At 63.6% G+C, this 23,314-nt stretch carries 20 protein-coding genes; 9 read left to right on the top strand and 11 right to left on the bottom strand.

The features are described from left to right. Positions 1-128: 128 nt before the first annotated feature. Entirely contained in the window at positions 129-1,430 is a 1,302-nt protein-coding gene (locus AC1MEK_RS10930; RefSeq protein ID WP_480396291.1) for a tyrosine-type recombinase/integrase, read from the top strand. Positions 1,431-1,467: 37 nt separating this feature from the next. On the opposite strand, the gene fhuB is transcribed toward AC1MEK_RS10930, so the two are convergent. From fhuB to AC1MEK_RS10955, 5 genes are read right to left on the bottom strand one after another with little or no spacing between them, the layout of a single operon-like run. Beyond that, positions 1,468-3,480 (bottom strand): Fe(3+)-hydroxamate ABC transporter permease FhuB, encoded by a 2,013-nt coding sequence (gene fhuB / locus AC1MEK_RS10935; RefSeq protein ID WP_480396292.1) that lies wholly within the window; start codon positions 3,478-3,480, stop codon positions 1,468-1,470. Next, entirely contained in the window at positions 3,473-4,396 is a 924-nt protein-coding gene (locus AC1MEK_RS10940; protein WP_480396293.1) for an ABC transporter substrate-binding protein, read from the bottom strand. Before AC1MEK_RS10940 ends, fhuB begins: the two co-directional genes overlap by 8 nt. Further along, on the bottom strand, positions 4,393-5,220 hold the full coding sequence (locus tag AC1MEK_RS10945) for an ATP-binding cassette domain-containing protein (protein ID WP_480396294.1): 828 nt from the start codon (positions 5,218-5,220) through the stop codon (positions 4,393-4,395). The genes AC1MEK_RS10940 and AC1MEK_RS10945 overlap by 4 nt, the downstream gene beginning before the upstream one ends. After that, positions 5,217-6,911 carry a cyclic peptide export ABC transporter gene (locus AC1MEK_RS10950; protein ID WP_480396295.1) on the bottom strand — a complete coding sequence of 565 codons (1,695 nt, stop codon included), beginning with the start codon at positions 6,909-6,911 and terminating at the stop codon, positions 5,217-5,219. The genes AC1MEK_RS10945 and AC1MEK_RS10950 overlap by 4 nt, the downstream gene beginning before the upstream one ends. 6 nt (positions 6,912-6,917) lie before the next feature. Further along, a complete protein-coding gene (locus AC1MEK_RS10955) occupies positions 6,918-9,071 on the bottom strand; it encodes a TonB-dependent siderophore receptor (protein WP_480396296.1) in 2,154 nt (717 codons plus the stop codon). Positions 9,072-9,158: 87 nt separating this feature from the next. Here AC1MEK_RS10955 and AC1MEK_RS10960 point away from each other — a divergent pair, with 87 nt between their 5' ends. Next, positions 9,159-9,986, top strand: coding sequence for an AraC family transcriptional regulator (locus AC1MEK_RS10960; RefSeq protein WP_480396297.1), 828 nt, complete (start codon positions 9,159-9,161; stop codon positions 9,984-9,986). 27 nt (positions 9,987-10,013) lie between these two features. Here AC1MEK_RS10960 and AC1MEK_RS10965 read toward each other — a convergent pair whose 3' ends face one another. Continuing rightward, positions 10,014-10,952: an AraC family transcriptional regulator gene (locus tag AC1MEK_RS10965; protein ID WP_480396298.1), complete on the bottom strand. Its 939-nt coding sequence runs from the start codon at positions 10,950-10,952 to the stop codon at positions 10,014-10,016. Positions 10,953-11,219: 267 nt separating this feature from the next. On the opposite strand from AC1MEK_RS10965, the gene AC1MEK_RS10970 reads away from it, so the two are divergent. Next, on the top strand, positions 11,220-11,756 hold the full coding sequence (locus AC1MEK_RS10970; RefSeq protein ID WP_480396299.1) for a 2,4'-dihydroxyacetophenone dioxygenase family protein: 537 nt from the start codon (positions 11,220-11,222) through the stop codon (positions 11,754-11,756). A gap of 92 nt (positions 11,757-11,848) precedes the next feature. Beyond that, on the top strand, positions 11,849-12,751 hold the full coding sequence (locus AC1MEK_RS10975) for a LysR family transcriptional regulator (RefSeq protein WP_480396300.1): 903 nt from the start codon (positions 11,849-11,851) through the stop codon (positions 12,749-12,751). 9 nt (positions 12,752-12,760) lie between these two features. Here AC1MEK_RS10975 and AC1MEK_RS10980 read toward each other — a convergent pair whose 3' ends face one another. Further along, positions 12,761-13,393 carry a cupin domain-containing protein gene (locus AC1MEK_RS10980; RefSeq protein ID WP_480396301.1) on the bottom strand — a complete coding sequence of 211 codons (633 nt, stop codon included), beginning with the start codon at positions 13,391-13,393 and terminating at the stop codon, positions 12,761-12,763. Between the two features lie 315 nt (positions 13,394-13,708). Between AC1MEK_RS10980 and AC1MEK_RS10985 the strand changes: the two genes are divergently transcribed. Together AC1MEK_RS10985 and AC1MEK_RS10990 are read left to right on the top strand one after the other, a co-directional pair. Further along, positions 13,709-14,770, top strand: coding sequence for an ABC transporter substrate-binding protein (locus tag AC1MEK_RS10985; RefSeq protein ID WP_480396302.1), 1,062 nt, complete (start codon positions 13,709-13,711; stop codon positions 14,768-14,770). Between the two features lie 126 nt (positions 14,771-14,896). Next, complete coding sequence (locus tag AC1MEK_RS10990; protein ID WP_480396303.1) at positions 14,897-16,144, top strand: aspartate aminotransferase family protein; 1,248 nt, start codon at positions 14,897-14,899, stop codon at positions 16,142-16,144. Positions 16,145-16,564: 420 nt separating this feature from the next. Here AC1MEK_RS10990 and AC1MEK_RS10995 read toward each other — a convergent pair whose 3' ends face one another. After that, positions 16,565-16,789 carry a hypothetical protein gene (locus tag AC1MEK_RS10995; RefSeq protein WP_480396304.1) on the bottom strand — a complete coding sequence of 75 codons (225 nt, stop codon included), beginning with the start codon at positions 16,787-16,789 and terminating at the stop codon, positions 16,565-16,567. Positions 16,790-16,951: 162 nt separating this feature from the next. Here AC1MEK_RS10995 and AC1MEK_RS11000 point away from each other — a divergent pair, with 162 nt between their 5' ends. Further along, positions 16,952-17,446 (top strand): GNAT family N-acetyltransferase, encoded by a 495-nt coding sequence (locus AC1MEK_RS11000; protein ID WP_480396305.1) that lies wholly within the window; start codon positions 16,952-16,954, stop codon positions 17,444-17,446. A gap of 27 nt (positions 17,447-17,473) precedes the next feature. Here the strand turns inward: AC1MEK_RS11000 and AC1MEK_RS11005 are convergent, their stop codons facing one another. The 3 genes from AC1MEK_RS11005 to AC1MEK_RS11015 form a co-directional block, all read right to left on the bottom strand. Next, positions 17,474-18,022, bottom strand: coding sequence for a cupin domain-containing protein (locus AC1MEK_RS11005; RefSeq protein ID WP_274130975.1), 549 nt, complete (start codon positions 18,020-18,022; stop codon positions 17,474-17,476). A gap of 146 nt (positions 18,023-18,168) precedes the next feature. Continuing rightward, complete coding sequence (denD, locus tag AC1MEK_RS11010; RefSeq protein ID WP_480396306.1) at positions 18,169-19,149, bottom strand: D-erythronate dehydrogenase; 981 nt, start codon at positions 19,147-19,149, stop codon at positions 18,169-18,171. Between the two features lie 16 nt (positions 19,150-19,165). Beyond that, positions 19,166-20,476: an MFS transporter gene (locus AC1MEK_RS11015; protein ID WP_480396307.1), complete on the bottom strand. Its 1,311-nt coding sequence runs from the start codon at positions 20,474-20,476 to the stop codon at positions 19,166-19,168. Positions 20,477-20,638: 162 nt separating this feature from the next. Here AC1MEK_RS11015 and AC1MEK_RS11020 point away from each other — a divergent pair, with 162 nt between their 5' ends. Next, a complete protein-coding gene (locus AC1MEK_RS11020; RefSeq protein WP_480396308.1) occupies positions 20,639-21,415 on the top strand; it encodes a FadR/GntR family transcriptional regulator in 777 nt (258 codons plus the stop codon). Positions 21,416-21,699: 284 nt separating this feature from the next. Then, the gene (locus tag AC1MEK_RS11025) at positions 21,700-23,265 is read left to right on the top strand and encodes a methyl-accepting chemotaxis protein (protein WP_480396309.1); all 1,566 of its coding nucleotides are present in this window, start codon (positions 21,700-21,702) and stop codon (positions 23,263-23,265) included. Positions 23,266-23,314: the final 49 nt, after the last annotated feature.

Consider the following 23,314-nt stretch of genomic DNA (forward strand, 5'->3'; position numbering starts at 1 on the left):
GGTGTGTGCCTGCCGGCGCGACTGAAACTTCGCAACACCGCCAGCCAGACGCTGCGCCAGCCATTGCATCACCCCGCCTTCGAGAGGATCATGCCGGCATTTTCCGACTCCTGCTCAAGCTGATTTCAATGTCTGCGCCTGCCACGCCCCATCCGCTGTTCGAAACCTATGCCCGATTCGGCGAGCTCAATTTCAGCTCGTTGAAGGAAGAACTGCCTGCCATCAGCCATTACCTGACCCAGTTTCCCGAGCCGATTCAGGCGCTGGAGGGATACCGGGCGGTGCGCAGTTTCCTCAAGTCTTATGCGGGTAACGAGGCGACGTTCAACTCCTATCGCACCCACGTCGAGCGACTGCTGTTGTGGACGCTGCTCAAGGCGCGCATCCCCCTGCTGGAAATGCGCCGCACCCATGCCGAAAGCTTCATGGAGTTCTGCCTGACGCCTGATCCGGCCTGGGTCGGGCCGGTGGTCAAGGCGCGCTTCAACCGCATCGGCGCGCGCAAGAAAACCAGCACCGACACCTACGTGCTCAACCCTGAATGGCGGCCGTTCAGCCAGACGATTTCCAAGGAAGAACGCAAGCGCGCCAAGGAGCAGAATCGCCCCGCCCAGGCCGACGCCTACAAGCTCGCCCAGGGCTCCATCGCGCAGATATTCGCGGTGTGCGGCAGTTTCTTCCAGCATGCAATCGACGAAGGCTTTTGCGAGCAGAATCCGTTTCGCGCAGTCAAGCAGAAGAGCAAGTACAAGCAACGCAACACCGACGATCAGGACACCCGGATCCTGACTTCCCTGCAGTGGGATTTCGTCCTGGAAACCGCCGAGCAGATGGCCGCGGCTGACGCCCGTCACGAGCGCACGCTGTTTATCGTGGCGACGATTTTTGCCATGTACCTGCGGGTGTCCGACCTGGTCGGGCGCGACAACTGGCAGCCCACCATGGGCGATCTGCGCAAGGACAACGCCGGCAACTGGTGGTACCACGTGGTGGGCAAAGGCAACAAGGCCGGCAAGATCAGCGTGCGCGACGATTACGTGGAGAACTATCTCAAGCGCTGGCGGTTGCATCAGGGCCTGTCTCCCCTGCCCGGCTTTCGTGAAACCACGCCACTGATTGCCACGCAGCGCGGCCGCGCCGGGCTGTCGGACCGGCATATCCGCGTGCTGCTGCAAGAGGTATTCGACCGCGCCCTGGCGCGCATGCAGGCAGAGGGCTGGTCGGACGAAGACGTCGGCCGCCTGCGCGCCGCCTCATTGCACTGGTTGCGGCACACCTCGGCGACCTTCGACGCACCCCACCGCGACATGAAGGACCTGCAGGTCGACCTTCGCCACAACAGCTTGAGCACCACGCAGAACGTCTACTACAACTCAGAGGACGAGAAACGCGCGTATTCGGTCAAGCGCCTGGGCATGAAGGAGCGTTGAATGTCTGCTTGAGCGTCGGCGTCTTCTCACGCCGCGCTCAATGGGCATCGATCCGGCGTTGACCGAGCATCAGGGCGATCAGATAAGGCCCGCCCAGCAGGGTCGCCACCAGCCCGGCCGGCATCTGTTGCGGGAACAGCCATTGCCGCCCCAGCCACTCCGACAGCACCATCAACACAGCCCCGAACAGCGTCGCCACCAGCAATTGCGGCAACGCTCTGCGCGCCCCCAGCAGGCGCGCGACATGGGGCGCCAGCAGACCCGCGAACGACATCGGCCCGATCAGCAGCGTCGCCATCGCCGTCAAGACGCCCGCCAGCAACACGATCAACAACCGCACTCGCCTTACCGGAACGCCGATGCTCGCCGCTCCGCCCTCGCCCAGCGACAGTGCCGTCAGCCAGCGCGCCAACAGTGGCAACGACGCCAGCGCGAGCAACAGCACCACGGCACTGAGCCAGGCCAGTGACGCAGGCACGTAATAAATCGACCCCATCAACAACTGCAGGACCTGCTCCGACCGAGCATCGCCGCTGGACAGCACCGCGCTGACGATCGCCTGAAACCACGCACTCACCGCGATGCCGGCGAGCAGCAGGCGTGCGGGAGTGAAGGCCTTGCGACCGAACCACAACAGCACCCCGAGGGCTGACAGCGCGCCGGCCAGACAGGCAAGCAACAGCCAGCCGGCGGACGGCGAAGTGACGGTAAATACCAGCACCACCACGCCCAGCCCGCCGCCTGCGCTGACGCCAAGCAAGTCAGGGCTGGCCATGGGGTTGCCGGTCAGTCGTTGCAGCAACCCGCCAGCCAGCGCCAGCAAGCCCCCGGCAGCCAGGGCGGCGACGGTCTGGGGCAGTTGCCAGAACAGCAGCGCCTCAACCTGGGCCAGGCTCGCGACGCGCCAGCCATCGGGCGTACGGGACAACATGAACGACAACCACACGCCGAGCAGCAGCAAGCCGACCAGGCCGAGGGCCCGTGGCACGCCGAGGCCGGCGCGTTGCGGCCAGACGGTTTTCCAGTGTACGGCCCCCAGGCTCTTGAGACGCGGCAGCAACGCCACCAACAAGGGAACGCCCAGCAGCGAAGTGACGGTGCCCGTCGGTATGACGTGCCCGGTAAAAGGGGACATCGACGACAGCAACAGCACGATCTGATCGGTCGCCCACAGCAATGCCGCGCCGATACAGGGTGTCCAGCACAGACGTTGAGTGAGGGTCCGTGCGCCCAGCATTCGCGCGAGCGCAGGTGCGGCCAGGCCAAGGAAACCGATCACGCCCACCTGTGCCACTACCAGCGCCGTGAGCACGACCGCCAGCAGCAGTGCGACCAAACGCAGGCGCCCGACCTTCAGCCCCAGACTGCGCGCCGTTCCCTCGCCGGCGTCGAGCAGTTGCAGCGGGCGGCGGATGAGCCACACCACCAACCCGCACCCCGCGAGGCAAAGCAGCAAATGCCGACTGGGCGACCAGCCGGACTGCTCAAGCGATCCCCCTCCCCAGATCTGCAACCCCAGCAGCAGGTCGAAATGCACCAGTGCCATCCCCAGGCTGATCGCCCCGCAATACAGGTTGACCACCATGCCCGACAGAATGACCGCCAGCGGTGCCAGGCGTTGCGGCCAGGCCAGCAGCAACACCAGAAGGATCGCCGCGCCGCCGCCCAACAGCGCCACCACTTCGCGCCCGAGACTGACATCGTCCGGCATGAACAAGGTGTAGAGCGCCAGCGCCAGGTAGGCGCCGGGGAAGATGCCCAAGGTCATCGGCTCGGCCAGCGGGTTGCGCAGGACCTGCTGCAGCAGAACCCCGGACAGCCCCAATGCGGCCCCGCTCAACAACGCCATGGCGATCCGGGGCAGGACAACCTGATGGACCAGTAACTGGCTTATGTCCCGGGCATCCGGCGCGAGCAATGCGCTGGGCCAGGCGCCGTCACCCAACACCGCATGCAGGTGCAACAGCGCCAGCACCGCAGCCATCGCCAACAACCCCATCGAGAGCAGCAGACACCCGCGGGCGTTATCCTGTGAAGCTCTGTCAGACACTGGCGTTCTCCTGATCGGCAGCAGGGAGCAGAACCTGCTCCACGGCGAGGGCAAAACGTTGCATGGAACGCAGCCCACCGTACGGCGCGATCACCGGCAACGCGGACACGCGGCCTTCACGCACCAGCGCCAGCGCCTGCCACACCGGGTTGTCCTGCAAGGCAGCCGACAGGCGTGGCGCCAGCGGGCTGAGCAACAGCTCGCAGCCCTGCACCCGGGCCAGATGCTGCACGGGAATCAATGCCGAGCCACTGCCCTGCACCGCCAGGTCGTTGGCCGGCGACACCGCATTGGTCACGCCGATCTTGCCCAGCACGGCATCGAACAGACTGCCCGGTCCATACACCCGCAGGTAATGTTCATCGATCATGTCCGCCACCAGTATTGCGCGACCGGGCTGGCCGCTCAGGCGCTGTCGAATCTCGGAGAACAGGTTGTCGGTGGCCGCAATGACGGCTTCGGCTTGCACCTGGCTGTTCAATGCCTGGGCCATGCGTCGGGTATCCCGCAGCAGGGCCGGCCAAGGATCAGGCGCGCCGATGTACGTCCCCAACGTCAGCGTCGGCCCCAGCCGCGCCAGTGCCGGTTGCAATGGCCTATGGCCGGGCGTGAGGATCATCAGGTCCGGCGCCAGCGCCAGCAGCACCTGGAAATTCGGTTGGTAGAGCAAGCCGATGTCGACCACGCCGTCAGGCAGTGCAGGCTCGACCATGGTGTTGCGATACCAGTCGGGCAGCGACAGGCCCACGGGCACGTGCCCCAGCAGTAACAGGGTTTCGGTCAACTCCCAACTCATCGACACAATGCGTTGCGGCGCGGATGGCGCGCCTTGCCCTTGCGCTTGGGCCAGCCAGGGCATGGCACACAGGCCGAGCATGGTGTGCAGGACATGCCGCCGGGTAAGAGCCTGGCTCATCGCGGAAAACTCACCGAACGGCCGCTGAGCGGATCGACGAACACACCCATCGGTACGCCGTAAATGGCCTGTAGATGTGGCTGCTGGAGGATTTCATCGGCGCGCACCTGCAAGAGAAGCCGACCGTCACGCAGGGCGATCACCTCGTCACAGAAGCGCGCGGCCATGTTGACGTCGTGCAGGATGATCACTGCACCCATGCCACGCTCGCGGCACAAGCTGCGCACCAGTTCCAGCAGCGCCAGCTGATGACCGATATCCAGCGCGGACGTTGGCTCATCGAGCAACATGCAGCGGCAATCCTGCGCCACCAGCATTGCCATCCAGGCGCGCTGCCGTTCGCCGCCCGACAGGCTGTCCACGGTCCGTTCGGCATGGTGTGCGACATCCGCGGCGATCATCGCCTGCTCGACATGCCGGTGATCCTGAGTGTCGAACCTTCCCAGCGCACCGTGCCAGGGATGGCGCCCCAACGCCACCAGTTCGCGCACGCGCATGCCGTCGACGGCCGGTGGCTGCTGCGGCAGGTAGGCGACCTGGCGGGCGAATGATTTCGCCGACCATTGCTGCACGGGCTGCCCGGCCAGGCTCGACAGGCCCGACGTCGGCGTGAGCTGGCGAGCGAGCAATTTGAGCAGGGTCGACTTGCCCGAACCGTTGTGGCCGACCAGGCCGTAGATGCGTCCGGCCGCAAGGGTGAGATCCAGCGGGTGCAACAGCACTCGTGTGCCCACGCTGACGCTGATGCCTTGCAGTTGGAAGAGTGCCGGGGTGTCCACTTCGCTGGCCCTGTCAGTGGCGGGTTGTCGTTCGATGATGGTCATCCGCGCATCGGCTCCTCGACGCAGGCCAGCTGGGTGGTGTCCGCAATCACCTGTCCGCCCTCGAGTTTGATCCAGCGATCGGCCAGCGGAAAATATCGATCGTCATGGGTGATCACCAGCACCGCCTTGCCTCGCGCTTTCAGATCCGGCAGCAGGCGCCGGTAGAACACTTCCTTGAAAGCCGGGTCCTGATCGGCGGCCCATTCATCGAACACATAAAATGGCCGGTCCTCCAGCAGCGCCACCAGCAGCGCCAGGCGTTTGCGCTGGCCCTGGGACAGATTCAGGGTGGTGAACGCGCCATTCTCGATGCTGACCTTGTGCTCCAGTTGCAGCTCATGGAGCAAAGTGCGCGCCTGGCTTTCCAGGTGCTCGGGCAGGACGCCGAGCAGGCTGTCGAACAGAAAGAAATCACTGAACACCGTGGAAAACCGTTGCCGATAGGCATCGCGTCCGTCGCCGTCCACGGCAGCGCCGTTGAGCAGCACCGTTCCCTCTTCGCTCTCGTACAGCCCCACCAGCAGCTTGGCCAGGGTGGTCTTGCCGCTGCCGTTACCACCGATCAGGTAGGTGATCTGGCTTGGCGTGAACGCCAGGTTGATCGGCCCGAGCATGAAGAAGCCGTTCTCTTTTTCGCGAAAGTACCGATGGCTGACCCCACGCAATTCGATGCGGCCCATCGCGCCTTGCACAGCCTCGCTGTATGAAGGCTCCAGCGGCAACTCGCTTTCGAGACGTGCAATGCGTTCCAGCGCGATGCGCGCGGAACCCAGCGACGGCAAGGCGCCCAGCAGCGCCTCGATCGGCAGCAGCATGTACAGGAAGGTCATCGCATATCCGGACATCACCTGACGGTCGACCTCGTACAACCGGGCCAGCACGAACAGGGTCACGCCGACGAACGCGAACAGCGCCAGATTGCCCCAGCTCGACGCCACGCTGTACAGCACGTAACCCCGGGTACGCTGCACCCGCACCGCCTCGATGTGCGGATTGAGTGTGTCGCCGACAAAACGCTCGCGGCGCTGGCGATGCAGCTTGAGTTCCTTGGCGCCGTCGAACAGCGCGCGAAATTGCTGGATCAACTGATCTTCGCGTTCACGGGAAGCACGCAGCAGCGCCAGCGCCCGGCTGTTGACCAATAGATAGCCCAGTGCCCCGACGCCGATCGAGAGCAGCGCGAACAGCAGTATCTGCCACGACAACCAGCCCAGGTACGCCAGGCATCCACTGATTACCGCCCCTTGCATGACGATGGTCGGCAAATTGAGAAAGAACACCACCAGCGTGTCCAGATCGCCGGTCAGAATTCCCAGCGGCCGCGCCGCGCCATGGCGCTCCAGGTGCGGGTACGAGGCGTTGGCGATGTGCCGGATCGTGTGCACTCGCACAGTGGCCTTGGCCAGTTGCCCCAAGTGCATGAAGGCGGTCTGCGACACCAGCCGCAGCACCGCCACGGCCACGCCCAGCGTAAGAAATTGCAGCCCCAGCCTGCCCAGTTCCTCATTCGACGCCGCCAGCGCCTGGTTGATCAGCGCGACCATGGCCGCGCTGCCAAAACCGCTGACCAGGCTCGCCACGGCCGCGCACAGCAACAACCAGCGGCTGCCGCGCAGCAGGGTCAGCAATCCGGCGAACGGTGCGCGCGTGGGGATGGGCAGCAAATCGGACGTGGTATTTTCAGAAGGCATGCTTGATCAGTACTTCATCCGCAGGGTCAGGGTGGTGTTGCGCGGTTCACCGTACAGGCCGTAGTAGCTGGACGGCACCCGGGCATAGTACGTGCGATCGAGCAGGTTGTTCATGTTCATCGCCACGTCGAAGTGGCTGTCGATCTCATAACCCACCAGCGCGTCGACCACGGCGTAACCGCCCTGCCAGCTGACATCGTTGCGGGTGGTTCGGGTCTGGGCGCGCACGCCACCGCCTACCCGCCACTTGTTCAGCAGGTCGCCGTCGAAATGGTAGGTGTTCCACAGCTTGACCAGGTGCTTGGGCTCTTCGGGGTCCTGATTGCTGCCATCGCTGGCGGCGTCGCCACGCAGTTCGGTCTGCAGATAGGTGTACCCGGCCTGGACGTCCCAGTTCGGCGTGACCTTGCCGCTTATTTCTGCCTCGAAACCACGGGTCCGCGCTTCGCCCTGGGCGACCCAGTACGTCGGATGGGCATCGTCGGCAACCGCCCGGTTCTTGTCGTTGATCTGGAACACGGCCACCGACGCCGTGGCGCGCCCGTCGAACAGATCGCCCTTGAGGCCCAACTCGTACTGCTTGCCGGTGCGCGGCTTGAGCACGTCGCCGTTGAAGGTGGTCTGGAACGTCTGCGACGGGGTGAAGATGTCCGAATAACTGGCGTAGGCCGACAGCCACGAATTGAGCGCCAGCACCACACCGGCGTACGGCGTGAACTTGTTCTGGTCGGGGTCATTCACCCGGTCGCTCTCCACCGGAAGGATGCCCTTGCGCGAGCTTTCATAGTGGTTCTGGCGGCCGCCAACAATCACCGACAACGCATCGCTCGGCTTGAAGGTGACTTGTCCGTAGGCGGCGTACTGGGTCGACTCCGAGCGCCGGCCGAAGTCATACGGGATGTCCGGCTCTGGCTCGATGATGTCGAAAATGCCGGTGCGATCCCCCGCTACGCCGCCGGATACGCTGCGCTGATGCACGCTGGCGTAGTTGGCGCCGAGCATCAATTCGTGAGTCCGACCGAACAACTGGAACGGCCCATTCACGAAGGAGTCGATCCCCAGCCAGCGATACTGGTCGTGCTGACGCTGCATCCAGTAGTCGTCGGTGTTGTCGGACGGGTCAACCGGGCCGTCCAGATAACCGTATTTGGACTGCACGTCCGAGGTTCGGTAGTTGACCGCCGTGCGGCTCTGCCAACCGTTGTCGAACCGATGCACAAGGTCGGCATACAGCTCGTTCAAGCTGGTGTCGCTGTAACTCCAGGGCGTGCCGTAGAAACCCGAGCGCTTCGAATCGATGAAGCTGCCATCGGTGTAGGTGCCCAGGCCGTAATCGATACCGTCCAGATTGACCTTCTGGTGCGAGGCGCCGACGGTCAGCTCGGTGGCGTCATCCAGATCGAACGCCAGCGAGCCATACACCAGATTCTGCGCCGACTTGCTGTGATCGACGAATGCGTTGCCATCTTCGGCACTGACGCCGAAGCGCCCTTTGATATTGCCGCTCTGGGTCAGCGGCCCGGTGACGTCGATTTCGGTCCGGTAAGTGTCCCAGCTGCCCGCCGACACGCTGCCGGTCAGCCCGAATACGTCCTGCGGGCGCTTGCGCACCAGGTTCACCGTACCGCCCGGGCTGCCGAAGCCCTGAAGCAGACCGGCCGGGCCGCGCAGCACCTCGACCCGGTCGTACATCGCCAGGTCGAACTGGGTCAGGTACTGCAGGCCATTGTTGGCCGGCAAACCGTCGAACTGCACTTCGGCCGGGTAGCCGCGCGACTGGTAATAGCTGGTGCCGTCGCCATAGTTGATGGCCGTGATGCCTGGCGTGTTGCGCAGCGCGTCCTCTACCGAGGTCATGTGCTGATCGTCCATGCGCTGGCGGGTGATCACCGTCACCGACGACGGCACGTCCTTGAGCTCGGCCGCGGTTTTGGTAACGGTCACCAGCGCTGGCTTGTAACTGCCCGAACCTTCAGTGGTCGCGGCATCAGCCGTCAGCAGGTCGCTGGAAATCGTCGTTGCAGGCAGGGTCGTGGCAGCAGGCGTCTGTGCATGCGCCGTGGCGACCGCCAGCATCAGCGGGGCGAGCAACAGCGGCGGCAGCGCGCCGGAGCGAGTCTGGGCTACAGGCTTTGCGAAATCGGTGCTACGTTTGCTCATGGACGGAACGCTCTGGCAATTGAAAACGAATGTCATTTGCATTAATTTTGCCAGTCCGTTTACTTTGCTTCAGGACAACAAATATCGATGAAAGGACAGAATTGGCAGATTTCTTTCCCTCCTGAGCATTCCCCGCAAAAAACCGCCATCAGCCCTTACAAGGAGTTTGCCGATGATGCCGGTCCACTGGTGGTCCGGGCGTTCGACTATGTGTCGGGCGCGCGCCAGCAGCCGCACTCCCACGAGCGCATCCAGCTGATGTACTCGCCTCACGGATTGATGCGCGTGTCCACCGACAAGGGCGCCTGGACCCTGGCGCCGATGCGCGCGCTGTGGATCCCCGCGGGCATTACCCATGAAGTGCGTATGGTCGGGCAGATTGCCATGCGCTCCGTGTACCTCGACCCGGATGTCGTCACCTGGGGCTGGGATGAATGCTGCGTGCTGACCATGACCCCGTTGATGCGCGAGCTGATCCTGATGCTCAACGCCAGCAGCGTGACGGGCGAGCAGCCGCGCCAGCTGGCGTGTGACCTGCTGATCCAGCTGCTGGCGCAGTCCACGCCGCAGACCGGCAACTTGCCGATGCCCAGCGACCGCCGCCTGCGCAAAGTCTGCGACACCATTTTGCAGTACCCGCAGAACAACGAAACCCTCGATGAATGGGGCGAGCGCATCGGCGCCAGCGCCCGCACCCTCGCGCGGCGCATGAAGGAAGAAACCGGGGTCACCTTCCATCAGTGGCGGCTGCAGGTCCGCGTGGACGAAGCCGTGTGCCGCCTGGCCCAGGGCAGCTCGATCAACGAAGTGGCCCACGCCTTGGGCTATCGAAGCGCGAGCGCCTTTATCTACATGTTCCGCAGCCTGCTGGGCAGCACGCCTGCGCAGTACCTGGAACAGCTGCTTACGGCCTGAGCGCGGGGTGCTGTGGCCCCGCGCGAGTCAGTGCGAAGACACATACTCCGACGGTCCGCTGGGTGCAGGCAACGCATAGGTCGCCTTCATCCACTGGATTTCCGCCTGGGGCGTACGCCCGAAGAAACGCTTGAATTCCCGGCTGAATTGCGAGGGGCTTTCGTAGCCCACGTCAAAGGCTGCTGCAGACGCTGTGATGTCGTTGCGCAGCATCAGCAGTCGCGCCTGATGCAGGCGCGTCGACTTGAGGTACTGCATCGGCGAGGTGTCGGTCACGGTGCGAAAATGCAGATAGAAATTGGGCACGCTCATGCTCGCTTCCTCGGCCAGGGATTCCACGTCCAGCCGCTCTTGGTAACAGCTGTGAATCTTGCGAATGGCGCGGGTCACCTTGCCGAAATGCCCCTGTTTACTCAGCGCCGCGCGCATCGAACCGCCCTGCTCCCCGGTGATGATGCGGTAGTAGATTTCACGAACCAGAGACGGCCCGAGGATCGGCGCTTCGACCGGATGACTCATCGCCTCGAGAAAACGCAAGGTCGAGTCGTACAGAGGGTCATCCATCCTTGAGGCGTACATGCCCTTGGGTTCGGCGTGGGCAGGCCCGGATGCCTGGTCGATCTCCAGCATCAACTCGCCAGCCAGCTTGAAATCCAGGCGCATGTACACCGCCAGCATCGGCTCCTCTTCGCTGGCGTCGGTCTCCATGGTGAACGGTACCGGTACCGACACCACCAGATAATGCTCCGCGTCATAGACGTATACGTCATCGCCCAGATACCCACGCTTGCGACCCTGGCACAGGATCACGATGCCCGGGTCGTACAGCACCGGCGTGCGGGTGAGCGGGCGGTTGCAGCGCAAGAAGCGCACATCGTCCAGCGCACTGAGGTTGTAGCCCTCCAGCGGCGCCAACTGTTCCATCAACTGGACCATGCGCCGGGTACGCCTGGCGTTATCAAGCATGTTCAATCTCCACGATCGGCGGCGTGCCAAGTCACACATGCACCGCGCGAGGCTCATGTTAGTGCCCTTGGTGCACGGCTCCAAGGCTGAAAGTCTGCAACTCTTGCCTGTTTCTATCGGATGAGTCGAGGCGAAGCGCCAATGCTGTGACGAGAATTCACACCTGCTGTGCCCTGCGAGGGATTCCTGTACCCGTGGCGCTAGCCTACTCTGTGCCCACCCCGACCCCAGATCAGGGATTCCCATCATCTCCGTGGAATGAAGCCGATGAGCACAGCCGCCAAGCCAGACGAACTCGCGATTCCCTACCAACTGCCACAAGTGCCCTACATGACCCCGGACATGGTGCACCCTGGCGTGCTGACCCATTGGCTGGAGGATGACAACCTGTGGGTGCCGGTGACGGCTTCGGTGTCGTTCAAGCCGCTGCTGCTGAGCACCACTGGCGGTTACTACATCAATCTTTTGCGTGTACGCCAGAGTGGCGTGCTGTCGCGCCACCGCCATTCCGGCGGCGTGCATGCGCTGGTACTCAAGGGGCGCTGGTACTACCTGGAGCACGACTGGGTCGCCGAACAAGGCTCCTTCGCCTATGAACCGCCGGGCGAAACCCACACCCTGTTCGTGCCTGAAGGCGTCGATGAAATGATCACCTGGTTCCACGTCCAGGGCGGCTACACCTATGTCGACCCACAGGGCGTTGCAGTCGGTTACGAGGACGTCTTCACCAAACTCGAAGCGGCGCGCAAGCACTACAAATCCTTGGGTTTGCCAGACGACTACGTTGAGCAGTTCATTCGCTGATGGGCAAGATTCAGACGCTGCCCTGCCCGGTTGTTCCGGACCTCGTTTGCTGGCAGGCTGCGTGCCAACCCTAGCCTGTCGCGAGCATGCAGATGGATAACTACTCACAACTGCTGGCCTTCATCTGGGCGACCGAACATGGCAGCTTTTCGGCCGCAGCGCGGGCCAACAACCTGACGCCGTCGGCCATCAGCAAGCTGATCACGCGCCTTGAGGACCGCTTGCAGGTGCGCCTGTTCCAGCGGGGCACTCGCGCGCTGACCTTGACCGAGGAAGGTTCGGCGTATCTGCTGAGTGCGCGGGCGGTGATCGAGGCCATGGCCGAAGCCGACTCACTGGCCGAGGCGTTCCCGGACCGGGTCAGCGGCTCGCTGCGCATCCACACCATGACGACCTTCGCCAAGCATCAGATCCTGCCCTGGCTGCCGGATTTTCTGGCGCTGTATCCGGGCCTTGCGGTCGATGTGCAGGTGGGGCCGCAGTACGTCGACCTGTTCGATCAGGGGCTGGATATCGCCATTCACAGTGGCGGCCTGGCCGATTCGTCGCGGGTGGCGCGCAAGATCGGCGAGAGCGCCTGGGTGACCTGCGCCTCGCCCGACTACCTGGCGCGCCGGGGCACGCCGCAACGCCCCGAGGATCTGCTGGCCCATGACTGCTTCAACTTCGGCTTCACCAGCGCCTGGAACACCTGGCAGTTCGTCGACGGCCAAGGGCAGATCAGCACCGTGCCGATCACGCCCAAGGCGGTCTTCGGCCAGGGCGATCTGCTGCGGGAAATGGCGCTGGGCGGTGCCGGCATCGTCAAGCTCGCGCAGTTTCACATTGGCGAGGACCTGCGACAGGGCCGGCTGATACCTTTGCTTGCGGACTTCAACCTGCCAGGCAAGGAGCCGGTGTATCTGATTCACGCGAACCGCAAACACCTGAGCCCGCGCATTCGGGTGTTTCGCGACTTCCTGCAACGCAAGCTCGAACAACACCCATGGGCGTGACGGCCTGTATCAGAACGTTGGAGGCGACACCGCACTGACCACCACACAGATTTCGTCGAACGGGTTTCTCATCCGGTGCGGCAAGCGGCTGTCGAAGTAGTACGCATCGCCGGCCGAGAGGATGCGCACCTCATCGCCGACGGTCATTTCCAGCCGGCCCTCGATGATGATGCCGCCCTCCTCGGCTTCGTGGGAATACAGCTCCTCGCCTTCCTGGCCGGTGTCGGCACCGGGCTCGTAACGCTCGTGCAGGATCATCATCGAGCTGTTGGCCAGGTTCGCGCCCACTTGCCGATAAGACAGTTTCTTGCCGTCGGCCAGCTCCACCAGGTCGCCGGCCTTATAGAACACCGCGCGGTCGACCACCGCCGAATCGGAGAAGAACACGCTCAGGGTAACGTTCAGCGGTTTGAGCAGGCGCTTGAGGATACTGACCGACGGGCTGGATTTGTCGCGTTCGATGATCGACAGCGTGGCGTGGGGCACACCGGCGAGCTCGGCCAGGCCACGAATCGAGAGGCCGCGGCTCTGGCGCAGGGCCTTGAGGCGTGCGCCCACCGAGGCGCTGTCTTCGCCTGCGCCTTGTTCGACCGGCTCTTCCGGCGCGTGGGGGTTGCGGCTGATCGCCGGCGTATCTGTCACGGATTCTGTTCCTCGCATGGACTCGCTCGCATGGGCGCGCTGCACGGGCTTGCGCACCACGCTGGGTATTTCGCACCAACACGCGTCAGCTGACAAGCGCAAAAGTAACAGCGTCAGGTTGCAGCATGGCTGAGCGAATGGGTTCGTGCGGGCGCTTCAGGTGCGCGATGGGGTTCAGCGGTGTGCATCGAGGGCGCCGTGCAGGCCGGCGATAGAGGGATTTGCGGCGCGCAGAGAAATAAGACTTGCCTCGCAGAATCGGCAGTGGTAATTATTTTTACCACCCAACACCCACACTCTGCGTCGAGGTTTCAAATGCACAAGAAGCACAAGCCGTGCCACGCTTTAGCCGCTCTCGCGTTCACCGTTGCCAGTCTGGCAGCCGCCCAGTCGGCCAACGCCCGCGACCTGACCATCGTGTCCTGGGGCGGAAACTTCCAGGACGCGCAACGGGAGATTTTCTTCGTCCCCTTCGGCCAGCAGATCGGCAAGAAAGTCCTCGACCAGAGCTGGGATGGCGGCGTCGGCGTACTGGACGCCAAGGTCAAGGTCGGCAACCCGAGCTGGGACGTGGTCGAAGTGGAATCCGAAGACCTGGCCCTGGGCTGCGAGTCGGGCCTGTACGAGAAAATCGACTGGGCCAAGGTCGGCAACAAGGCCGACTTCATCCCTGAGGCGGTGCACGACTGCGGCGTCGGGGCGATCGTCTGGAACACCGGCCTGTCGTGGGACGCCGACAAACTGAAAACCGCGCCCACCTCCTGGGCCGATTTCTTCGACACCACCAAGTTCCCGGGCAAGCGCGGCCTGCGCAAGGGGCCGAAATACTCACTGGAATTCGCCCTGATCGCCGACGGCGTCAAGCCCGCCGATGTCTACAAGGTCCTGCGCACGCCGGAAGGCGTTGACCGCGCCTTCGCCAAGCTGGGCAGCATCAAATCCAGCATCGTCTGGTGGGAAGCCGGCGCGCAGCCGCTGCAGATGCTCTCGGCGGGCGATGTGGTCATGAGCTCGGCGTACAACGGGCGCATCACCGGTTTCAACCGCAACGAAGGCAAGCACTTCAAATTCCTGTGGAACGGCAGCGTGTCAGCCATCGACTCCTGGACCGTGCTCAAGGGCAGTGAAAACAAGGCCGCCGCCATGGACTTCATCGGCTTCGCCAGCAAGCCGGAGAACCTGTCCAAGTTGCCGAAGTTCATCGCCTACGGCCTGCCGAACACCAAGGCCAACGACTTCGTACCGGCTGAGCTGAAGGCCGACCTGCCGACCACCCCGGACAACCTGGCAGCGGCCCTGCCACTGGATGTCGAGTTCTGGGTCGACAACAGCGAATCGCTGACCGAGCGCTTCAACGCCTGGATCGCGCGCAACTGACGCTCAGGCGCAAGAACGCAAGCGGCTGAATGTTCCAAGACACACCGGGCCCCAAATGGGGCCCCTCCCAATTTCTGTGAAGCAGCCGCGAGGCTGCAGATGAACGTCCGGATTTCGAGGTTGAAAATGGCTAACTTAGTGGGCGATGTCTCCAGTGCAGCGCGCATCCTGCCGGAGCTGAACGGCGAAAAGCTGTTCATCCAGCGCGGCAAGGGGCCTTGGCTGTGGGATGACAAGGGTCGCCAGTACATCGATACCGCGCTGGGCTTCGGCGCCGTGTTGCTGGGGCATGCCAACGACTCGGTCAATGCCTGCGTGGCTCAGGCCCTGGGTGACAGCGCGTCGCCGTCCTGGGCCCACGTGCGCGAACATGGCGCCGCCAGCGCATTGGCCCGGCACACCGGCGAGCTGAGCAAAGTCATCTTCACCAACTCCGGCAGCGAAGCGGTACACCTGGCGTGTCGCGCGGCACGTGCCTACACCGGCCGCGGCAAGATCGCCAAGATGGCTGCCGGTTTCGACGGCTGGTTCGACGACGTCAGCTACGGCAACGTGACGTCCAGCGAGGCCAGCTTCGATAACGGCGCGCGCCCGTCCACCGAGCGCACCACGCTGCTGCGCTTCAACGATTTCGATGATGTCGAGCGCCTGTTCGCCGAGGACCATGACATCGCCGCAGTGATTCTCGAACCCATGCTGGCCAATGCCGGTTGCATCATGCCGTTGCCCGGGTACCTGCAGCATGTGCAGGCAGTCGCTCATCGCCACGGCGCGCTGGTGATCTGCGACGAAGTGCTGATGGGCTTTCGTTTGTATGCCGGCCTGGCGGGCCTGCGTGACGGACTGGACCCCGATCTGGCCAGCGTCGGCAAGGCCATCGGCAACGGCGTGCCGGTGTCGGCGGTGGTCGGCAAGCCGCACATCCTGGCGGGCTTCGAGGAAGGCCGGGTGGCCCGTGGCGGCACCTTCAGCGGCAACCCGCTGGCCTGCGCCGCTGTGACTAGCACCCTCGCCCTGCTCGACCAGCAGGACTACGCACAGCTGATCCAGCGCGGCGAGCACCTGCGCCTGGCCATCGAGCGTATTTTCAAGGCCCAAGGCATCGCCATCGCCACCAGCGGCTACGGCAACGTGTTCGGCATCTGGCCTGCCGCCGCAGCGCCGCAGACCTATGAACAAGCCGCACAGATCGCCAACCCGGCCTTCACTAAGGCCCTGCACCTGGCCCTGCGTGAAGCCGGTGTGTTGATGATGCCGTCGCCCTATGGCCGTATCTATATTTCCTTCGAGCATGACGAGCCGGTGATCGAGCAGATGAAAGCAGCATTCGACATCGCCGCCCGGCAACTGCGTGCCGAGTTCGCCAGCGAGTAAGCCCTCACGCACCGACAATACAAAACCCCGTAGCAGTCCGGCTTGCCGGCGATAGCGATCTTGCGGACGCTGGGCAAGCCGGACTGCTACGGGATGGTTGTTTTCATCACGACCAGTAGCGCCCGGACGCACAAAAGCAACACGATCCGCTTCTGCCCGCAGGGCGTGGGAGCCCGGCTTGCCGGCGATCTGCCGCGCAGCGGCAGCACATCCAGACGCCTTGGCCGTGTCAGACACACCGCATGCGCAGGTCTTACTGCCGCTTCGCGCCAGATCGTCAGCAAGCTGGACTCCCACGGCCTGCGGCCAGAATCAAAAGCCTGACCAATACCACGCCCCCCGTAGCAGTTCGGCTTGCCGGCGACAGCGTCCGCAAGATCGCTATCGCCGACAAGCCGGACTGCTACGGGGTGTGCGTCGTCAGATTTCTCCCGGGTGTTCCTGGACAAAAGTGTTGTTTCTTTCGACCTTCTCGACGTCTTTCTCCAGCGGCGCGTCGTCGTCAGGTTCAAGCGGAATATCATCGTCTCCCCCAATGTCTTCGACGGGCGGAACCGGAATGACGTCCGGCCTGCCCGGCTCCAGCGGCTCGATGGAATTCACTGCGTTTTCGGTACCGCCGGCAATGCCTGTTGAACGGTTCATGTGCACCTCGCTCAGGCCACGAATCGGTCATGACCTAAACATGTCGAATCCGCCCTGCGCCGAGGGTTCGATGAATTTGCGCGAGCGGCACGCCCGCGGTTTACCCGCCGCGTCATGCCGGGCACTATCGCGTACTGGCAAAAAGCACCCAAGGAGCTTCAAGTGACACAGCAAGACATCCGCATCGAGCGTTACGCCGCCGGTGACGAGCACGGCATCGTTGACCTGATCGTGCCGATCCAGCGCGAAGAATTCGGCATCGCGATCACCGCCCAGGATCAGCCGGACCTGATGGCGATTCCGGCCTTCTACCAGACCGGCAGCGGGGATTTCTGGGTGGCCAAGGAGAATGGCGTGGTGGTCGGCACCATCGCCTTGAAGGACATCGGCAACGGCGATGTGGCCTTGCGCAAGATGTTCGTCGGTGCACCGTGGCGCGGTCGTGAACTGGGCGTTGCCAGGCAACTGCTCGAATGCCTGATCGAAGCCGCCAGGGCCCGCAGCGTGAAGCGGATCTTCCTCGGCACCACGGCGAAGTTTCTCGCCGCCCACCGCTTTTACGAGAAACACGGTTTCAGGCTGATCGACCAGCAGGAACTGCCATCCAGTTTCCCGCTGATGGTGGTCGATACGCGCTTCTACGCCATGGATCTCTAAATCGCGCTGCGCAGAAAAAACGCCTCGTCAGAAGTTGGCGGGGGTGTTGGCGCTGATGATTTCCGCCTCATCCTGGCCGATGTTGCGAAACCGGTGCGGCAGCGTGGTCGGAAAGTAATAGCCGTCGCCTGCCGTGAGGATGCTGATCTGGCCGTCGACAGTCAGCTCGATGGTGCCCCGGGTGACCAGCCCGCACTCCTCGCCCTGGGCGTGGACGATCGGCTCGGCCCCTGAGCTGGCGCCGGGCGCATATTGCTCGCGCAGCATGCGCATCTGCCGGCTGGGCACCGAGGCGCCGATCAACAACAGACGCAAGCCATCCCGGCCCAGGTCCGGCTGCTCGCCGGCGCGGAAGATGTAGCGTTGTTCCTGTGGTGGCTGGTCGAACGAGAAAAAGTCCGCCAGGGTCATGGGAAACCCTTCGAGCAGTTTTTTCAGCGAACTGACCGAGGGGCTGACGCGATTCAACTCAATCAGCGAGATCGTGCCGTTGGCGACGCCGCTGCGTCTGGCCAGCTCCCGCTGGGACATCTTGTAGCTTTCCCGCACTAACTTGAGTCGTGACCCCGTATCCATGACAGCCCTTTGTGAAAGCCCGAGGGTATCGAGGGACGCGCCGTGATCGGGCGCTACCCCCACTTGAGTGGGGGTGATTAGAGCACGTTTGCACGCCACGAACCTATACGCGCAAGCGACATCCACAGGTCGCTTGCGCACAGTCTTCAAGCAGACACGGGCGGATACTCGGCCATGAACTGCCCGATCACATCGGCAAAGTCGTGATCGGCGGTAAACCCCAGGTCCCTGGCATAGCGCGCAGTGAACGAGCCTGGCCAGGAGCCGACGATGCGCTCGATGGCCGGGTTGCGCTCCAGCCGAATGCGCGCGGCAACGTCGTCCCCTGCCGTGCGGCGCAGGGCATCGATCATGCGCTCGACGGTGATCGACAGCCCCGGCATGTTGATCACCCTGCCCCGGGTCAACAGCTGCGCCTTGAGCTCGTGGCCGTGAATCAGGTTGGCGATCGCCTGGCTGGGCGACATCAGCCACAAGGGCGTCTCCACCGCCACCGGGCAGACGCTTTCCAGGCGATTGAGCGGCTCGCGAATGATCCCGCTGGCAAAGCTCGACGCGGCCATGTTCGGTTTGCCGGGGCGTACCACGATGGTCGGCATGCGCAGGCTGCGGCCGTCGACGAATCTACGGCGGCTGTAGTCGGCCAGCAGCAGATCGTTCATGGCTTTCTGGGTGCCGTAGGAGCTTTGCGGCGCCCAGACCTGATCGTCTTCGACCTGCGCCGGCAGTTGCCCGCCGAATACCGCCACCGAGCTGGTCATCACCCATTTGGGGCAAGTGCCCAGCTGGCGAATGCGCTCCAGCAGGTTGTGCGTCGCGCTGAAGTTGATGCGCATGCCCAGCTCGAAGTCCTGTTCGGCCTGGCTGGAAACCACCGCCGCCAGATGGAAGATGCTGTCGGTGTCGGCGTTCACCAGGGTTTCCAGGGTCTGCGGGTCGGCAATGTCGCCGCACACCACCTGCACCCGGGCGTCGTTGATGCCGCTCAAGGGCACCACGTCGAATGCGACGATCTTGCCGATGTTGCGGCTCACGCCCTGGCGGTCGCTCAAGGTGCCACGTTCGAGCAGCGCTTCGATCAGGCGACGGCCCAGAAAGCCGGCCGCACCGGTCACGAGAATATTCATCGATTGCTCCTAATGCTCAGCGATTCACGAGTTTTGCAGGAATACGGAAGATCAACGCCGCGCCCAGGAACAGCGCGCTGGCCATGACGTACATGCCGATGGTGGTGCTCTGGGTCATGTCCTTGAGAAAGCCCATCAGGTACGGCGAGACGAAACCGGCCAGGTTGCCGCAGGAGTTGATCAGGGCGATCCCGGCCGCGGCTGCGGTGCCGCCGAGAAACGCGGTCGGCAGCGGCCAGAACAGCGGCAGCGTGCTCAACGCGCCCATCGCCCCGAGGGTCAGGCCGATCATCGACAGAGTGAAGTTGTCGCTCCAGGTCGCCGAAATGATCATGCCGATGCCGCCGACGATCGCCGTCAGCGCCAGGTGCCAGCGCCGTTCGCGCAGGCGATCGGCGTTGCGCGACACCAGCATCATGGTCACCACCGCGGCGCCGTAGGGAATGGCCGTGAGCAGACCGATCTGCAGCACATCCGTGACCCCGGCCTGACGCACCAGGGTCGGCAGCCAGAAGCCCACGGTGTAGAAGCCGGCAATCAGACAGAAGTAGATCGCAGTCAGCAGCCAGATCCGCGGCTGGCGGAACACTTCACGCACGCTGTGGGATTCATGAACGTGGCTTTCGGCATCGATGCGCGACTGCAGCAGGGCCTTTTCATCGCGGCTCAGCCAGCCTGCGTGGGAAATCCGGTCACTGAGGCAAAAGATCACCACGATCCCGATCAGGATCGACGGCAGCCCCTCGATGAAGAACAGCCATTGCCAGCCGGCATAACCGTGGGCGCCGTCGAAAGCCGTCATCAGCCAGCCCGATAGCGGCGCGCCGATCAGGCCGGAGAGTGGCACTGCGGTGGCGAACAGCGCGAACATCTTGCCGCGCCGGTGCGAGGGGAACCAGTACGACAGGTAAAGGATCACGCCGGGATAGAACCCCGCCTCTGCCAGGCCCAGCAGAAACCGCATGATGTAGAACGACATCGGCGTGGTCACGAAGGCCATGCACGACGAAATCACGCCCCAGCTGATCATGATCCGGGCGATCCACAAGCGGGCGCCAACCCGGTGCAGAATCAGGTTGCTGGGGATCTCCACGAGAAAGTAGGCGATGAAGAAAATCCCGGCGCCCAGGCCGTACACCGCTTCGGAGAAATGCAGATCATCGGACATTTGCAGCTTGGCGAACCCGACGTTGACCCGATCCAGGTAGGCCATCAGGTAGCACAGCAACAGCAGCGGCAGGATCCGCCAGGCGGCTTTGCGGTAGGCCGCGTCTTCCGACACGCCAGCGGACGTGCCGATCACATCTTGAGCCAGTGATTCACTCATGTCTTTCCCATCCCGTTGTTTTTGTAGTGGGTGTCTTTGGGGGTAGAACGGTGCGCGACAAAACAAGTAACATAATACGTCATACGAATTCAATGGCGATTCGAGACAGGACGCCGACGCCCAAATGCAGTAACGTTCGCTGATTTGCAGCAAGAGATCGCCATGGCCCCGCTCGACCCTTCTCTACCGCACAATCCGGCGCCCGCGCTGAAGGACGCCTCCAAGGGCACCCTGGCCGATCAGGTGACCGCGGCGCTCAAGGCGCACATCGCCAGCGGCGAAGCCCTGCCCGGCTCGCGCCTGCCCACCGAGCCTGTGCTCTGCGAGCGCTATGGCGTCAGCCGCACCGTGGTGCGCGAGGCGATTTCCCGGCTCAAGTCTGCGGGGCTGGTGGAAGTGCGCCAGGGCAGCGGCACGGTGGTCAGCGAAGGCGCGCACATCAAGGCGTTCACCATCGACCTGGACGTCAGCGGTTCGATCGAGGCGGTGCTGCGGGTCACTGAACTGCGGCGCGGCATCGAAGGCGAAGCGGCCGCGCTGGCGGCGCAGCGGCATACTCCCGAAGAACTGGCGGCCATCGAGCGCGCGTTGAAGGCCATCGACGAAGCCGAACAAGCCGGCCGTGATGGCGTCGAAGAAGACCTGGCGTTTCACCTGTCGATCTCCCACGCCACCGGCAACCCGCTGTATCCGTCGCTGCACGAGTTCATCGCGCAGTTCGTCAAGGAGGCGATCCGCATCACCCGCTCCAACGAAGAACGCCGCAGCGAAATGGCCAGCACCGTACGCATCGAGCACGTCGCCATCTACGACGCCATCGCTGCAGGTGATGCCGACGCAGCACGCTTCGCCGCCCTCACCCACATCCACAACGCGGTGGAACGGCTCAAGAACGCCGACCCTGCGTTCTGGCAGAACCCGGGCTCGCGCAAGGCATGAGCCCGTGAAAATGACCGTTCGTCGCCATTTTCCAAATGAGAATTAGTTATAAATCGGTTTTCACAAAATATTCACGCCTCGGGGTTCAGTCTAAACCCACTCCTTTTGATCCTCTTTAAAGCCCGTCTTCCCCAGCGGGCTTTTTTTCTGCCTGCGATTTGTGTGGACCCATCCACAGCCGCGACACCTTAGCCACCCGCCCTGCTGGCGCTTTGCGCTCATTGGGCAATGTTGTGCTACACCTATTTCGACGCACTGTTCAGCTTTCAGGGATGACACGATCCATGCGTATGAATTTGCCGGTTACCCAGCAGGAACGCACTTTTGCCGCCCATGAGCGGCTGATTTCCACTACTGATCTTTCCAGCCGCATCACCTATTGCAACGACGCCTTCGTTGACCTGAGCGGCTTCACCCGCGAAGAGCTGATCGGCCAGCCGCACAACCTGGTGCGCCACCCGGACATGCCGCCCTCGGTGTTCGCCCACATGTGGGAGACCATCAAGCAAGGCAAGCCCTGGATGGGCGTGGTGAAGAACCGCAGCAAGAACGGCGACTTCTATTGGGTCAGCGCCTACGTCACGGCGATTTACGAGAACGGCAAGATCGCCGGCTACGAGTCGGTCCGCTCGCTGCCCACGCGCGATCAGGTTCGCCGCGCCGAAGCCCTGTATGCGCGGCTGCGGGACGGCAAGTCTGCGGTGTCGAAGGCCAGTACCCTGCGTTATCACCTGCTGCGCCAGTTGCCGCTGGTGATCGCCGCCGTGGTGCTGGGCTTCTGCAATTATCTTTTGTCCGACCACGTCGAGCTGGTGGTGATGGTGCTGACGCTGATCGCACTGAGCGCGACCCTCGAGCTGCGCCAGCGCAAGGCCCTGCAGACGCTGCTCGATGAGCATCCGAAGGCCTTCACCGACCCGCTGATCGCCCTGACCTACAGCGACAACCGCGGCCCTCAGGCGCAACTGGATCTGGCGCTGGTCAGCGAGGAGGCGCGCCTGCAAACGGCCCTCACCCGCCTGGCCGACGCAGGCGAGAGCGTCAAGCAACGCGCCGGGCAGTCTGCCAGCCTCTCGCAGTTGCAGGCCGTGGCGCTGGATCAACAGCGCAGCGAGACCGATCAATCGGCCACCGCCATCACCCAGATGGCAGCGACCATTCAAGAGGTCACGCACAACGTGCAGAACACCGCCCACGCGGCCCAGGAAGCCGACACCCTGGCCCAGCAGGGGCGCGGACTGGCCGACGACAGCCTGCTGGCGATCCGGCACATGGCCAACTCGGTCACTGAAATCGGCCAGGCGGTGGGCGAGCTGGCGGGGGCGACCCAGTCCATCGGCAGCGTGGTGGACGTGATCAACGCCATCGCCCAGCAGACCAACCTGCTGGCGCTCAACGCAGCGATCGAGGCGGCCCGTGCGGGCGAACAGGGGCGCGGCTTTGCGGTGGTCGCTGACGAAGTCCGCTCACTGGCTTCACGTACCCAGACCTCAACCGAGCAGATTCAGGGAATCATCGGCGAATTGCGCGAGGGTGCGAGCCGTGCGGTGGCCACCGCTACCCGTGGTCAGGCCATGTCCCAGGAAAGCGTGGCCAGCGTCGAGGCGGTCCAGCAGGCGCTGAGCGGCATCAGTGAGGCGGTGACGCGCATCACCGGCATGAGCCAGCAAATGGCCGCAGCCTCTGAGCAGCAGACTCACGTCGCAGAAAGCATCAACCAGCAGATCAACCGCATCGCCCAGCTCTGCGATCAAAGCGCCGGCCAGGCCCAGCAAGGCTCGAGCATCAGTCGCGAGCTGGAGCAGATGGCGCAGTACCTGCACAGCCTGGCCGAGCGCTTCAACCGCTGACCGTATCGTCCCGTCGTGCCGCGCCCCTCTGCGGGGCAGCGGTGTACTA

It is taken from the genome of Pseudomonas sp. 2, from assembly GCF_056627435.1.

Bases quoted from the DNA above. Each gene is read 5' to 3' on its own strand.
- AC1MEK_RS10930 (WP_480396291.1), top strand. From the start codon at position 129: ATGTCTGCGCCTGCCACGCCCCATCCGCTGTTCGAAACCTATGCCCGA.
- AC1MEK_RS10940 (WP_480396293.1), bottom strand. From the start codon at position 4,396: ATGAGCCAGGCTCTTACCCGGCGGCATGTCCTGCACACCATGCTCGGC.
- AC1MEK_RS10945 (WP_480396294.1), bottom strand. From the start codon at position 5,220: ATGACCATCATCGAACGACAACCCGCCACTGACAGGGCCAGCGAAGTG.
- AC1MEK_RS10950 (WP_480396295.1), bottom strand. From the start codon at position 6,911: ATGCCTTCTGAAAATACCACGTCCGATTTGCTGCCCATCCCCACGCGC.
- AC1MEK_RS10955 (WP_480396296.1), bottom strand. From the start codon at position 9,071: ATGAGCAAACGTAGCACCGATTTCGCAAAGCCTGTAGCCCAGACTCGC.
- AC1MEK_RS10960 (WP_480396297.1), top strand. From the start codon at position 9,159: ATGAAAGGACAGAATTGGCAGATTTCTTTCCCTCCTGAGCATTCCCCG.
- AC1MEK_RS10965 (WP_480396298.1), bottom strand. From the start codon at position 10,952: ATGCTTGATAACGCCAGGCGTACCCGGCGCATGGTCCAGTTGATGGAA.
- AC1MEK_RS10970 (WP_480396299.1), top strand. From the start codon at position 11,220: ATGAGCACAGCCGCCAAGCCAGACGAACTCGCGATTCCCTACCAACTG.
- AC1MEK_RS10975 (WP_480396300.1), top strand. From the start codon at position 11,849: ATGGATAACTACTCACAACTGCTGGCCTTCATCTGGGCGACCGAACAT.
- AC1MEK_RS10985 (WP_480396302.1), top strand. From the start codon at position 13,709: ATGCACAAGAAGCACAAGCCGTGCCACGCTTTAGCCGCTCTCGCGTTC.
- AC1MEK_RS10990 (WP_480396303.1), top strand. From the start codon at position 14,897: ATGGCTAACTTAGTGGGCGATGTCTCCAGTGCAGCGCGCATCCTGCCG.
- AC1MEK_RS10995 (WP_480396304.1), bottom strand. From the start codon at position 16,789: ATGAACCGTTCAACAGGCATTGCCGGCGGTACCGAAAACGCAGTGAAT.
- AC1MEK_RS11005 (WP_274130975.1), bottom strand. From the start codon at position 18,022: ATGGATACGGGGTCACGACTCAAGTTAGTGCGGGAAAGCTACAAGATG.
- denD (WP_480396306.1), bottom strand. From the start codon at position 19,149: ATGAATATTCTCGTGACCGGTGCGGCCGGCTTTCTGGGCCGTCGCCTG.
- AC1MEK_RS11015 (WP_480396307.1), bottom strand. From the start codon at position 20,476: ATGAGTGAATCACTGGCTCAAGATGTGATCGGCACGTCCGCTGGCGTG.
- AC1MEK_RS11020 (WP_480396308.1), top strand. From the start codon at position 20,639: ATGGCCCCGCTCGACCCTTCTCTACCGCACAATCCGGCGCCCGCGCTG.
- AC1MEK_RS11025 (WP_480396309.1), top strand. From the start codon at position 21,700: ATGCGTATGAATTTGCCGGTTACCCAGCAGGAACGCACTTTTGCCGCC.